This window comes from Streptomyces sp. SID5469, from assembly GCF_009862865.1.
Lineage (GTDB): Bacteria > Actinomycetota > Actinomycetes > Streptomycetales > Streptomycetaceae > Streptomyces > Streptomyces avermitilis.
In genome coordinates this window covers 1,473,143-1,485,524 of the sequence record NZ_WWIN01000001.1, presented here as the reverse complement: position 1 = coordinate 1,485,524, position 12,382 = coordinate 1,473,143, and the positions used below count along the sequence as shown (strand labels likewise).

15 protein-coding genes are annotated in these 12,382 nt (G+C 69.8%); 4 read left to right on the top strand and 11 right to left on the bottom strand.

Going from position 1 to position 12,382, the window contains the following annotated elements; translation table 11 throughout:
• Nucleotides 1-3: 3 nt before the first annotated feature.
• The 6 genes from urtE to GTY58_RS06360 all read right to left on the bottom strand — a co-directional run bounded on the left by urtE (nucleotide 4) and on the right by GTY58_RS06360 (nucleotide 6,209).
• Nucleotides 4-696 carry an urea ABC transporter ATP-binding subunit UrtE gene (urtE, locus tag GTY58_RS06385; protein ID WP_010982632.1) on the bottom strand — a complete coding sequence of 231 codons (693 nt, stop codon included), beginning with the start codon at nucleotides 694-696 and terminating at the stop codon, nucleotides 4-6.
• Entirely contained in the window at nucleotides 696-1,502 is an 807-nt protein-coding gene (gene urtD, locus GTY58_RS06380; protein ID WP_010982631.1) for an urea ABC transporter ATP-binding protein UrtD, read from the bottom strand. Before urtD ends, urtE begins: the two co-directional genes overlap by 1 nt.
• Nucleotides 1,499-2,608, bottom strand: coding sequence for an urea ABC transporter permease subunit UrtC (gene urtC / locus GTY58_RS06375; protein WP_010982630.1), 1,110 nt, complete (start codon nucleotides 2,606-2,608; stop codon nucleotides 1,499-1,501). Before urtC ends, urtD begins: the two co-directional genes overlap by 4 nt.
• Nucleotides 2,605-3,501 carry an urea ABC transporter permease subunit UrtB gene (gene urtB / locus GTY58_RS06370; RefSeq protein ID WP_010982629.1) on the bottom strand — a complete coding sequence of 299 codons (897 nt, stop codon included), beginning with the start codon at nucleotides 3,499-3,501 and terminating at the stop codon, nucleotides 2,605-2,607. Before urtB ends, urtC begins: the two co-directional genes overlap by 4 nt.
• A 67-nt stretch (nucleotides 3,502-3,568) precedes the next feature.
• Nucleotides 3,569-4,789 carry an urea ABC transporter substrate-binding protein gene (gene urtA / locus GTY58_RS06365; RefSeq protein ID WP_037646105.1) on the bottom strand — a complete coding sequence of 407 codons (1,221 nt, stop codon included), beginning with the start codon at nucleotides 4,787-4,789 and terminating at the stop codon, nucleotides 3,569-3,571.
• A gap of 307 nt (nucleotides 4,790-5,096) precedes the next feature.
• Entirely contained in the window at nucleotides 5,097-6,209 is a 1,113-nt protein-coding gene (locus GTY58_RS06360; RefSeq protein ID WP_010982627.1) for a substrate-binding domain-containing protein, read from the bottom strand.
• A gap of 83 nt (nucleotides 6,210-6,292) precedes the next feature.
• Here GTY58_RS06360 and GTY58_RS06355 point away from each other — a divergent pair, with 83 nt between their 5' ends.
• Together GTY58_RS06355 and GTY58_RS06350 are read left to right on the top strand one after the other, a co-directional pair.
• Nucleotides 6,293-6,739, top strand: coding sequence for a MarR family transcriptional regulator (locus GTY58_RS06355; protein WP_037646108.1), 447 nt, complete (start codon nucleotides 6,293-6,295; stop codon nucleotides 6,737-6,739).
• A gap of 159 nt (nucleotides 6,740-6,898) precedes the next feature.
• On the top strand, nucleotides 6,899-8,224 hold the full coding sequence (locus tag GTY58_RS06350; RefSeq protein WP_010982625.1) for an aldehyde dehydrogenase family protein: 1,326 nt from the start codon (nucleotides 6,899-6,901) through the stop codon (nucleotides 8,222-8,224).
• A 167-nt stretch (nucleotides 8,225-8,391) separates the two neighbouring features.
• Here GTY58_RS06350 and GTY58_RS06345 read toward each other — a convergent pair whose 3' ends face one another.
• Complete coding sequence (locus tag GTY58_RS06345) at nucleotides 8,392-8,799, bottom strand: DUF5997 family protein (RefSeq protein WP_010982624.1); 408 nt, start codon at nucleotides 8,797-8,799, stop codon at nucleotides 8,392-8,394.
• A gap of 58 nt (nucleotides 8,800-8,857) precedes the next feature.
• Here GTY58_RS06345 and GTY58_RS06340 point away from each other — a divergent pair, with 58 nt between their 5' ends.
• Nucleotides 8,858-9,628 (top strand): LysR family substrate-binding domain-containing protein, encoded by a 771-nt coding sequence (locus GTY58_RS06340; protein ID WP_010982623.1) that lies wholly within the window; start codon nucleotides 8,858-8,860, stop codon nucleotides 9,626-9,628.
• A 363-nt stretch (nucleotides 9,629-9,991) separates the two neighbouring features.
• Here GTY58_RS06340 and GTY58_RS06335 read toward each other — a convergent pair whose 3' ends face one another.
• Nucleotides 9,992-10,492, bottom strand: coding sequence for a MarR family transcriptional regulator (locus GTY58_RS06335; RefSeq protein WP_010982622.1), 501 nt, complete (start codon nucleotides 10,490-10,492; stop codon nucleotides 9,992-9,994).
• Between the two features lie 158 nt (nucleotides 10,493-10,650).
• On the opposite strand from GTY58_RS06335, the gene GTY58_RS06330 reads away from it, so the two are divergent.
• The gene (locus GTY58_RS06330) at nucleotides 10,651-11,166 is read left to right on the top strand and encodes a YceI family protein (protein ID WP_037646109.1); all 516 of its coding nucleotides are present in this window, start codon (nucleotides 10,651-10,653) and stop codon (nucleotides 11,164-11,166) included.
• A 3-nt stretch (nucleotides 11,167-11,169) separates the two neighbouring features.
• On the opposite strand, the gene GTY58_RS06325 is transcribed toward GTY58_RS06330, so the two are convergent.
• The 3 genes from GTY58_RS06325 to GTY58_RS06315 all read right to left on the bottom strand — a co-directional run bounded on the left by GTY58_RS06325 (nucleotide 11,170) and on the right by GTY58_RS06315 (nucleotide 12,380).
• A complete protein-coding gene (locus GTY58_RS06325; protein WP_037646111.1) occupies nucleotides 11,170-11,520 on the bottom strand; it encodes a DUF1036 domain-containing protein in 351 nt (116 codons plus the stop codon).
• A gap of 10 nt (nucleotides 11,521-11,530) precedes the next feature.
• Nucleotides 11,531-11,734, bottom strand: coding sequence for a hypothetical protein (locus GTY58_RS06320; protein ID WP_037646113.1), 204 nt, complete (start codon nucleotides 11,732-11,734; stop codon nucleotides 11,531-11,533).
• 337 nt (nucleotides 11,735-12,071) lie between these two features.
• Entirely contained in the window at nucleotides 12,072-12,380 is a 309-nt protein-coding gene (locus GTY58_RS06315) for a hypothetical protein (RefSeq protein ID WP_010982619.1), read from the bottom strand.
• Between the last annotated feature and the right edge of the window lie 2 nt (nucleotides 12,381-12,382).

The following is a 12,382-nucleotide window of genomic DNA, read 5'->3' as shown; positions in this document are numbered from 1 at the left end:
CCGCTACACGCTCAGCGCCTCCCGCACCGACCGCTCCGCCTCCTGCCCGCCCGCGCCAAAGGACGTGACCCGCCCCGCCTCCAGGACGCAGTACCGCTGCGCCGCCCGCATCGCGAAGCCCACGTGCTGTTCGACCAGCAGCACCGAGAGCCCACCGCGGGCGGCGAGGGCGAGAATCGTCTCCTCGATCTCGGCCACGACCGACGGCTGGATGCCCTCGGTCGGTTCGTCCAGGAGCAGAATCCGAGGCTCCGTCACCAGGGCGCGGGCGATGGCGAGTTGCTGCCGCTGCCCGCCCGAGAGCAGACCCGCGCGGCGGTTCGACAGCGCCCGCAGCGCCGGGAACAGATCCAGCGCCTCGGCGATCGCCGCCTTGCCGCGCCTGCGTCCGTCCGCGACCAGCTGGAGGTTCTCGGCGGTGGTGAGGTGAGGGAAGGCCTGCTGCCCCTGGGGTACGTACGCCATGCCGCGCGCCACCCGCTCATGGGGCTTGCGGCGCGTGATGTCCTCCCCGTCCAGGCGTACGGCGCCGCGCGCGGGGGTCAGCAGCCCGACCGCGGCGCGCAGCAGGGTGCTCTTGCCGGCGCCGTTGTGCCCGAGCACGGCGGCGACGCCGTCCTTCGGCACCTCGACACAGACGCCGTGCAGGACGGTGCTGCGGTGGTAGCCGACGTGAACGTCGTCGATCTCCAGCATCACGCCTCCTGTACGGCCACGCCCGCGGCCGGCTCGGCGGTGGTGGACTCCTGGGGCGCGTGCCCGAGGTACACCTCCTGCACCTTGGGGTCCGCCTGCACGTCGGCCACCGTCCCCTCGCTCAGCACCCTGCCCGCGTGCAGCACGCTCACGCTGCGCGCGAAGGACCGCATGAAGTCCATGTCATGCTCGATGACGACCACGGTCCGCTCCTCGCTGATCCGCTCCAACAGCTCACCGGTGGACTGGCGTTCGTCGTGGCTCATCCCGGCCACCGGCTCGTCGAGCAGCAGCAGCCGTACGTCCTGCACGAGCAGCATGCCGATCTCCAGCCACTGCTTCTGGCCGTGCGCGAGCGTCCCGGCCGGGCTGTCGGCGAGCTCCGTGAGCCCGACCGTCTCCAGGGCCCGCGCGACGGACTCCGGTACACCCGTGCGGCGCCGCAGCATCGTCAGCACGCTCCGGCCCGCGCCCGCCGCGATGTCCAGGTTCTGGAGCACCGTCAACTCCTCGAAGACGGTGGCCGTCTGGAACGTACGCCCGATCCCGGACCGGGCGATCCGGTGCACGCTCCGTCCGAGCAGTTCCGCGCCCCCGAAGCGCACCGAGCCGTCCGCCTTCACCAGGCCGGTGACCGCGTCCACCAGCGTGGTCTTGCCCGCACCGTTCGGCCCGATGAGGAAGCGCAGGTCACCCGGCCTGACGTCGAGGTCCACACCGTCCACGGCGGTGAATCCGTCGAAGGACACCCGCAGTTGCCGTATTTCGAGGCCCGGGAGGCCCGCACGGTCCGACAGCTCACTCATGCCGCTTCTCCCACGGGAAGGACGGGCGCCGTGTCGGCGGACACCCGTGAGGCCCTGCGCCGCCGTGCGATCCCCACCAGCGAGGCGAGACCGCCCGGCAGGAACGCCAGCGCCACGATGAACAGCAGACCCTGGAAGTACGTCCAGGCCGCCGGGAACTCCTCCGACAGGGCCGTCTTGGCCCAGGCGACCGCGATCGCCCCGAGCACCGCGCCGGCCAGGCTCGCCCGGCCGCCGACCGCGGCGCCGATGACCAGCTCGATGGACGGCACGATCCCGATCAGCGCGGGGGAGATGATGCCGACGGCGGGGACGAAGAGGGCGCCCGCGAGGCCCGCCATGCCGGCGGCCACCACATACGCGACGAGCTTCACGTTCGCCGGGTTGTACCCGAGGAAGCGCACGCGCTCCTCCGAGTCCCGTACGGCGACCAGGAGTTCGCCGTACCGGCTGTGGATGAGCTGGCGGGCCAGGGCGATCAGGAGGAGCAGGGCCGCGGCGATGACGAAGTACACCATCCGCTGGTTGACGGGGTCGTCGAGGTCGTAGCCGAAGAAGCCCTGGATGTCGGTGAGTCCGTTGGTGCCACCGGTCGTGGCCTGCTGGCCCACCAGCCAGATCGCGAACGCGGCGGCCAGTGCCTGGCTGAGGATCGCGAAGTACGCGCCCTTGACCCGGCGCCGGAAGATGAACGAACCGAGGACGGCGGCGACGGCCATCGGCAGCAGCACGGTCGCCGCGAGCGCGAACACCGGGTTGGCGAACGGTCGCCACCACCAGGGCAGTTCGGTGGCGGTGCCGTACAACTGCATGAAGTCGGGAATGGTGCCGGGCCCGGCGTCCACGATCTTCAGATGCATCGCCATCGCGTAGCCGCCGAGCCCGAAGAACACCCCCTGCCCGAGCGTCAGCAGCCCGCCGCGGCCCCAGGCCAGGCAGATGCCGACGGCGACCATCGCGGTGCACAGGTACTTGGCGAGTAGCCCCAGCCGGAAGTCGGAGAGGGCGAGCGGGGCGACGGCGAAGAGCGCGACGGCGGCTCCCGTGAAGCCGGCCGCCGCCCGGGTGGAGCGCCCCTTGAGGAACGACGTTCGGGACCCGGTCATACGAGACTCCTCGTGCGCAGGGTGTACAGCCCCTGGGGCCGCCACTGGAGGAAAGCGACGATGGCGACCAGCACCAGCACCTTCGCGACGCTGACCGTGGTCGAGTACTCGAGGACCGACTGGAGCACGCCGAGCACGAAGGCGACGATCACACTGCCCTTGAGCTGCCCGATGCCGCCGACCACGATCACCAGGAAGGCGTCGATGATCACGTTGGTGCCCATGGTGGGCCCGATCGGACCGACCAGCGTCAGCGCGACCCCGGCGACCCCGGCGAGCCCGGAGCCGATGAAGAAGGCCGTGCGATCGACCCGGCCGGTGGAGATGCCGGACACCTCGGCCAGATCCCGGTTCTGCACCACGGCCCGGATGCGCCGGCCGAGCGGGGTCAGCCGCAGCGTCAGCGACAGCGCGACCACCGCGGCGATGGCCAGCCCGAGGATGAACAGCCGGCTGTTGGCGAAGGTGAGCGGGTCGTCACCGCCGATGACCGTGATGTTCCCGGTGAGGAGCTCGGGCGCCCGTGTCTGCACATTCGGTGCGCCGAAGATGTCCCGGGCGAGTTGCTGGAGCATCAGGGAGACGCCCCAGGTGACGAGAAGTGTGTCGAGCGGCCGCAGATACAGCCGGCGGATCAGCAGCCATTCCAGCAACGCCCCGAGTGCGCCCGAGACGAGAAATGCGACGGGCAGCGCGACCAGAAGCGACAATCCGGCGCTGGAAATGGACTTCTGCAGGACGTATGTGGTGTAGGCGCCGGCCATGATGAACTCGCCGTGGGCCATGTTGATGACGTTCATCTGACCGAAGGTGAGCGAGAGGCCGAGCGCGATGAGCAGCAGAACGGCACCGATGCTGATGCCGGTGAAGGTCTGACCGAAGATGACGGTCATACGGCGGCTCCGGGGAGGCGGGACGCGGGGACCCCCGTTCGGGGCGAGGTCCCCGCGGGACGGGCGGTCAGGAGAGGCCGGAGGCCCAGGAGTAGCCCTTGAGGAACGGGTCCGGCTTGATCGGCTTCCCGGAGTCCCACACCTGCTCGATCAGGCCGTCGGTGCCGATCCTGCCGATGCGGGCCGTCTTGCGGATGTGCTGCGAGGCCCCGTCGACGGTGACCTTGCCCTCCGGCGCGTCGAAGGTGATGCCGTCGGAGGCCGCCTTCACCTTCTCCGGGTCGAAGGACTTCGCCTTCTCGACCATCGCCTTCCACAGGTAGACCGAGGTGTACGCGGCCTCCATCGGGTCGCTGGTCGGCTTGCCCTGGCCGTACTTGGCCTTGTACGCCTTCACGAACTTGGTGTTCGCCGCGCCCGGGGTGGTCTGGTAGTAGTTCCAGGCCGTCAACTGGCCCGCCAGGTACTGCGATCCGATCGACTTGACCTCTTCCTCGGCGATCGACACCGAGACGACCGGCATGCTCTTGGCGGTCAGGCCGGCCGACTTGTACTCCTTGAAGAAGGCCACGTTCGAGTCGCCGTTGAGCGTGTTGAAGACCGCGTCCGCCTTGGCCGCCTTCACCTTGTTGGCGATCGTGCTGAACTCGGTGGAGCCCAGCGGCGCGTAGTCCTCGCCCAGCACCGTCATGCCGTTGGCCTTCGCGTACGCCTTGATGATCTTGTTGGCGGTGCGCGGGAAGACGTAGTCGCTGCCGACCAGGTAGATCTTCTTCTTGCCCTGGCTCTTGAGGTAGTCGAGCGCCGGGACGATCTGTTGGTTGGTGGTCGCGCCCGTGTAGAAGATGTACGGGGACTCCTCCAGTCCCTCGTACTGCACGGGGTAGAACAGCAGCGACTTGTTCTTCTCGAAGACCGGCTTGACGGCCTTGCGGCTCGCGGAGGTCCAGCAGCCGAAGGTGGCCGCGACCCGGTCCTCCTTGATGAGCTTGCTCGCCTTCTCGGCGAACGTCGGCCAGTCGGAGGCGCCGTCCTCGCTGATCGGCTTGATCTTCTTGCCGAGCACTCCGCCCGAGGCGTTGATCTCGTCGATCGCCAGCTTCAGCGAGTCGCGTACGGTCACCTCGCTGATCGCCATGGTGCCGGACAGCGAGTTGAGCAGACCGACCTTGACCGTGTCGCCGCTCACGTCCGCCTGGGCGGCCTTGTCGGACGAGCCGCCCGCGTCGGTCTTGGCGCCGCACGCGGAGAGTGCGACGACGGCCGCGAGCGCGGCCGTACCGGCCATGAACCGGCGTCGGAGAATACGGGAACCGCTGGAACCGCTGGAACCGCTGGAACGGCTGGAACCGCTGGGACCGCTGGACAAAAGAACCCCCTCGGGCAGTGGAGGACGGCGCCCTCCTGAAGCGCGGTCCACAGCCTCAAGTCGCGCTGTTTCCGAGGTGTTTCGCGGTACTTTCCCGGCGGTATCTTCCCGCTCTCACCGGGCAACAAAAAATGCCTGGGGCGGAATTCGACACCGGAATCCACAATTCGCCCGAGGCATTCTAGTTACTTTCTGTGGGAAGTATCTTGGCAGCGGCGCGGGCATGTCAAGGGCGGGAACTGTGGAGATCGAGTTCGGCGACCACGTCGAAGTCGAGGCCGTCCGCCCGCGCCAGATAGATGCGCTGCCGGACATGCCCGCCCCGCAGCCGCAGCAGCCCGCGCGGACCCTCGTACGACACGGTGTCCGCCGCCGCTCCGATGGCCGACACCTCCAGCGTCCCGGCCCGCCCGATGAGCGCGGCCAGCAACAGCACTCCCTCGTAACAGGATTCGCCGAGACTGCCGAGGGCCGGCGCCTCGACGCCGTACCGCGCCGCGTACCGGCCGTGGAAGTCGAGCGTGTCCTGGTTCGCCAGCGAGGCGAAGAACCCGGCGGTGCTGTAGAGGTCCGCGGTCGCCGCCGGACCGCTCGCCAGCAGCATGTTCTCGTCCATCAGCGTGCTCAGCCTGAGACACCGCCCGTCGAGCCCGGCCGCGGCGAACGCCCGGTTGAAGCGCACCGCGTCACTGCCGACCAGCAGCATGAGCACCGCGTCCGCGTCCGACCGTTCGATGCGCCGCAGCACGGGCTCGAAGTCGTGGGTCCCCAGCGGCAGATAGACCTCCCCGCCGATGCTCCCGCCGCACTCGCGTGCGTACGAGTGCGCCGCCCGCGCGGTACGGCGGGGCCACACATAGTCGTTGCCGATGACGAACCAGCGACGTACCCCGCGCTCACGCGCCAACAGCCGCATGGCGGGTCGCAGTTGATCGCGCGGGGTCTCGCTCGTCAGAAACACACCGGCGGTGTGCTCACCGCCCTCGTACAGGGCGGTGTAGACGTACGGCACACGATGAGCGATCCTCGGCGCCAGCGCCTGTCGCACCGAGGAGATGTGCCAGCCCGTGACGCCCTGCACGACGCCCAGGTCGACCAACGCCGCGACCCGGTCGGCGATCTCGCGCGGCGGCGCGCCGCCGTCGACGGGCAGCAGCCGCAGCTCCTTGCCGAGCACCCCGCCCGCCCGGTTGACCTCCTCCGCGGCCAGCCGCGCACAGAGTTCGCAGGTCGGTCCGAAGATCCCCGCCGACCCCTGGAGGGGAAATACGAGCGCCACGCGGAGCACGGAGTCGTCGACCGTGAACCAGTCGGGCGCAGGGGGATCGTGCCGGAACATGGCGTCATGATTTCGGGTCCCCCCGGTGAACTCCAGTCCGTCTCATACGATGTACGCACCCTGTCATGAGGATGAGGAGCAGGATGCCCACCCCACCTCCGCGTCGGCCCCATGACCTGATGCAGCTGCTCACGCGGGCCGAGCGACTGGCCGCGCGCCACCTCCAGGCGGTGCTGGACGAGGACGGCTGCTCGCTGGACGCCTGGCGGGTGCTCGCCCTGCTCTCCGACGGCGAGGGGCACCACATGACGGCGGTCGCCGAAGCGGCCTTCCTGCCGCCCGCGACCTTGACCAAGCTGACCGACCACCTCGTCGACCAGAACCTCGTCCACCGCCGGGTCGACCCCCTCGACCGACGCCGCATCCTCGCCTACCTCACCCCGCGCGGCCGGACGTACTGGCGCCGGCTCGACCGCGAGATCCGCGCGCGGTGGCCTGTGCTCAGCGACGGCGACGACGAACTGCTGCGGGCCCTGCTGGACCGGCTGGCGGGCACGCTCGACGGGGCGGCCGTGGAATCGGGCCTCTGAGTGATCGCCGCATTGCCGTAAGTGATGTACGTGTGCCTGGAATTTATTTGGGCACCTGAAAGGTTGGCATTTACATCGAGCGACGGTGCGAGGTGCCGTCCGCTCGCCCGCGACCATCTCCACGGGCCATCGGGCCCGTGCTCCGACCAGCGAGGCATCGTGAACGACCGCACCCCCGAGCAGCCCGCCGACACCGTGGCCCGGCTGCGCGCCACTTTCCGCACCGGCCGTACCAAGCCCGTCGAGTGGCGCACGGACCAGCTGGACCGACTGCGCGAGATGCTCACGACACATGGCGCGGACCTCGCCGCCGCCCTCCACGCGGACCTGGGCAAGAGCAGCACCGAGGCCTACCGCACGGAGATCGACTTCACCGTCCGCGAGATCGACCACACGCTTTCCCACCTCGGCACCTGGCTGCGCCCCGAGTCCGCCCCGGTCCCGCCGCACCTCGGTGACGACGCGACGGCCTGGACGCAGTACGACCCCCTCGGCGTCGTGCTGGTCATCGCTCCCTGGAACTATCCGGCGCAGCTTCTGCTCACGCCGATGATCGGCGCGCTGGCCGCGGGCAACGCGGTCGTCGTCAAGCCCAGCGAGCTGGCCCCCGCCACCTCGGCCGTCCTCGCGCGTCTGCTGCCGCAGTACCTCGACACCGATGCGGTCGCCGTCGTCGAGGGCGGCATCCCGGAGACCACCGCCCTGCTCGCCGAGCGCTTCGACCACATCTTCTACACCGGCAACGGCGTGGTCGGCCGCATCGTGATGCGCGCCGCCGCCGAGCACCTGACCCCGGTCACACTCGAACTGGGCGGCAAGTCCCCGGTGTTCGTCGACCGCGACGCGGACCTCGCCGTCGTCGCCGACCGTCTCGCGCGCGGCAAGTTCCTCAACGCGGGCCAGACCTGCGTCGCCCCCGACTACGTCCTGACCGACCCGGAGACCGGCCGCGCCCTGGAGACGGAGCTCGCCCGCGCCGTCTCGTCGCTCTACGGCCCCGAACCGGAGACCTCCGGCGAGTACGGGCGCATCGTCAACGAACGTCACTTCGACCGGCTCAGTGGCCTGCTCGACTCCGGCCGGGTCGTCACCGGCGGCGGCAGCGACCGTACGGCCAAGTACATCGCGCCGACCGTCCTCGCCGACGTCGACCCCGAGTCGCCCGTGATGCGGGAGGAGATCTTCGGCCCGATCCTGCCGATCGTCACGGTGCCGGGCCTGGACGAGGCGATCGACTTCATCAACGACCGCGACAAGCCCCTCGCCCTGTACGTCTTCACCGCGTCCGGCACGACCCGGCAGCGCATCGCCGCCGAGACGTCCTCCGGAGGGCTCGGCTACGGCCTGCCGCTCGCCCATCTCACCGTCTCCGACCTGCCGTTCGGCGGCGTGGGGGAGAGCGGTATGGGCAACTACCACGGCCGCTACTCGATCGAGACGTTCAGTCACCGCAAGGCGGTGCTGGAGAAGCCGCTGAGCGTCTGACGCGCCGAGGGACGGCCGGTCCTTCGCGGGCGGGGTCGCCATGCCGGTGCCGCAGCGGCACCGGCATGGCGACCTTGAGCACTACTGATGGGCCGCACGGTCGGGCCGGCCGGCCTCCGCCTGAAGCCGGCCTCAGGGAACCGCGTCGCCGAGAGGGAACGAAGCGGTCAGCGGCGATCGCCCCGCGCCGCGTCCTTCGCCTTCTGCTCCTGCTGCTCCTTGATGCGCGCCGACTCCTTCCGGACCTCGGCCTGGGTGGCGCGCTCCTTCCGAAGCCACTCGGGCTGGTCCTGCTTCAGGGCGTCGATCTGCTCCGTGGTGAGCGCGTCCGTGACTCCGCCGCGCGCGAGACCGGCGATGGAGACGCCCAGCTTCGCCGCGACCACCGGCCGGGGGTGCGGGCCGTTGCGCCGCAGCTCCTGGAGCCACTCGGGCGGATCGGCCTGCAGCGCGTTCAACTCGCTGCGCGAGACGACACCCTCCTGGAACTCGGCGGGGGTGGCCTCGAGGTACACACCCAGCTTCTTCGCCGCGGTGGCGGGCTTCATGGTCTGGGTGGTCTGGTGCGACGTCATGGTGTCAAGGGTAACGAGCGTGTGCGACGCCTCTGACCAGCACCGGTAACCTGGCGGAGTGACAGGCTCCGAGGTAACCCCTTCATTCCGGCTCGCATACGTCCCCGGCGTGACACCGGCCAAGTGGGTGCGGATCTGGAACGAGCGGCTGCCCGACATCCCCCTGACCCTCATCCCGGTACCCGCTGCCGAGGCGTCCGACCTGCTCCGTGACGGTGGCGCCGACGCCGGGTTCGTACGGCTGCCGACCGACCGCACCGACCTCAGCGCGATCCCCCTCTACGCCGAGACGACGGTGGTCGTGGTCCCGAAGGACCACCTCGTGGCGGCGGTCGACGAGGTGTCCGCGGAGGATCTGGCCGATGACATCGTGCTGCACCCCCTGGACGACACCCTGGACTGGGAGCACCTGCCCGGTCGGCCCGCGATCGAGCGCCCCGCCACGACGGCGGACGCCGTCGAGCTGGTGGCGGCGGGAGTCGGACTGCTCCTCGTCCCGCAGTCGCTCGCCCGCCTGCACCACCGCAGGGACCTCACCTACCGGACGGTCACGGACGCCCCCGAGTCGCGCGTCGCCCTCTCGTGGCGGGAGGACGAGACCACCGACCTGGTGGAGGACTTCATCGGCATCGTCCGCGGGCGCACCGCCAACAGCTCACGCGGGCGTTCCCAGACCCCGCCGGAGCCGAAGGCTTCGAAGGCCAAGCGCTCCGACGCGAGCGGGGCGCGGCGGAAGCCCGCGGCCGGGAAGACGACCGGCAAGAGCACGCGCAGCGGAGGGGGCGGCGCCAAGCCGGGCAAGCGAGGCAAGCCGCGCCGTCGGTCCTAGCCCGCTCCATCCCGTCGTCCTGGTCGCCCGGCTTCGCCCTGGTCGCCCTGCTTCGACGGCCGGGCCGCCCACGCGCCGGCCTGGGGTGACGTGGCCGAACGCGCCGCGTCGACGGGCTTTGCCGAGCGGTCGTTCCAGGCCGCCGTGTGACACGTGACCGCCGTGAAGCGGGCGACCCGGTCGCGCTCACCAACGGCGATCCGGCCCGGCCCGACGCCGTCCTCGGCGCACCGTGTCCTTCACGGGTGACGGTCCGGCCCCGGACGACCCGCGCCGGGTGCTCCCCGGCTTCTGATTCCGAGCCGCCCAGCGGCGCCGCAGGACTGTGCGGGCTGTGCGCCGGTCACGCTTCGGGCGTGCGGCTCACGCGTCGTCGGGCGGGCAGGAATCGGTGGGCAGCAGGCCGTACATCGCTTCGCGCTGGGCGGGGCCGATGGTACGGGCGAGGGCCTCGCTGACGGCGTCGGCCATCGGTACGGAGGCCTCGCTGAGCGCGCGACGCGCCTTGTCGGTGAGGGTGACCTGGACCCCGCGCTTGTCGCCGCACACCGACTGCCGAGTGACCAGGCCCGCGTGCTGGAGGCAGGCGACCTGGTAGGTCAGCCGGGTCTTGGGGCGGCCCAGAAGTTCCGCGATCCGCGTCATGCGCAGGCCGCTGCCGGGCTGGTCCGCGAGCAGGCACAGCACCAGGAACTCGTCGTGGGAGATCCCGAGGGCGTCTTTGACGACGGCGCGCAGCTGCTGCTCGATCGCGCCGGTCGCGGCGAGCAGCAGCATCCACGCCCGAAGTTCGGCCGGCAGCAGCCCGTCCTGGGGCGTCTGGACGTGCTCGGGCAGGTCCGCGGGAGCAGAGGGTTCGGCCATGGCCCTGATTCTACCGGTCGTCCAATTTTGGAAGAGTTGGTTGTTCAATTTTGGATGATGGGCTAGCGTGAAGTCATTCAAAATTGGACGACATGGTGGTCGTCCGCCCGAGGCACCCCCTGCCCGGGTCCCTCCACTTTCCTGTCAGGAGAACGCTCATGACCCTCGCCGTCGAAACCGGCCTGTGGCAGCTCGACCGGACCGCCTCCACCGTCGCCGTCCGGCACAAGACGATGTGGGGTCTGGTCACCGTCAAGGGCGCCTTCACCTCGATCAGCGGTCAGGGTGAGGTCGAGCCCGACGGCACCGCCCACGGCACGATCACCCTGGAGGCCGCTTCCCTCGACACGAAGAACGCCAAGCGCGACACGCATCTGCGCTCCGCCGACTTCTTCGATGTCGAGAACCACCCCGAGATCACGTTCGCCGTACGCACCGCCGAAGCCGGCCCGGGCGACACTGTTCAGGTGGCCGGCCAGCTGACCGTGCGCGGCATCAGCCGGCCCCAGTCGTTCACGGCGCGCGTCACGCGGGCGGACTCCGACGCGATCACGCTGGCGGCCGAGTTCACCGCGGACCGCGACCAGTTCGGCATGGGCTGGAACCAGCTGAGCATGATGCGCGGCCTGACCACGGTCACGGCGACCCTCCGCCTCACGCGCGCGGCGGCCTGACCGCTACGGCGCCAAAAACGTGTGCACGTGGTTCGGGCGGCTCACGACGAACTCGTTCATGAGGATCGTCCGCGAACTCGTGTCGGCGGTGTTCGAACACCACTCGAAGGCATGGGTCGGAACGAGTTCCTGAAAGCGGTCCCGCCATTCGAGACCGTCGCTCGAGTGCGCGTAGCAGTACCAGATCGGGTTCACCGCGTGGACGTCATCGCCGAAAACGGTCGAGGTCTGCCCGGGGCCGATTTTCCACCAGCCCTTCTTCATCCAGTCTCCGCCGTCGGAGCAGTTCGGGTGGTGCCATTCGACCATCGCCCAGACCGGTTGGTGGTAGTTGTTCTTGAGATTCAGGGACATGGCGCCTCCTTTATCCTGAAGCCGGGTGCTTGCGGGCGACCGGGCGGCCATCGGGCCGTCCGGCGATCCCTGGCCCGCCGCCGGGGCGCGAATTGCTCGTACTCACCTCGGACCCGGACGTGTCGGCGACCGCGCCGGAAGCCAGCGCACGGTCCAGCGTTTCCTCGTCCGCGTCGGTCGTCGGTTCCACCTCGACGGAATCCTTCTGGGACATGGGCTCCTCCGGTCTATCGTCATGAACTGCGACAAATAGGTTCCCGTCGAAAATTTACGCGAAACTCGAAAACCAGTTCTTGACCCATCCGGGTGTATCGCGCCGGTCGGCCGATAGGGGACCAGAATTCCGGGCACATCCTTGAGCCTTCCGCGACCTCGCCAGGTTTTCGATCGCGGACATTCGGCCAGCCATGCGCGTCGAATGTCGGCGGGTCACGATGCGCGCCGGGATCGGCACAACCCCGAGCGGCGTCATCGTCCGGTTCGTGGTCATGTACGCGCGATGCCGAGTATCGCCAGTGGGCGTTGGGCGAGTGCCACCCTCGTCAGGTCCGTCACGGCGTCGCGGGCGTGATGGTGAACTCCCCAGGTGGCGGGTGCGGTTCGGCCACGATCTCGCCGGCGGCGAGCTTGGCCCGCAGCCGGATGACCGCACCGGGAGCCGCGCCGTCGAGGAGGTCGCGGCGTATCGCCAGCTCCACGCGCCCGCCCACACGGTGCGACAGCAGGTCGGCGTAGCCCCGCACCGGGTCGGCATCGAGGATGTCGGCCGCCACCTGGTCCCATTCGGCGAGCCGGGGGTGCGGGGCCCTGCTGATCAGGCGGATTCGCAAGGTGGTCAGGTTCTCGATCGCCTGCACCATGG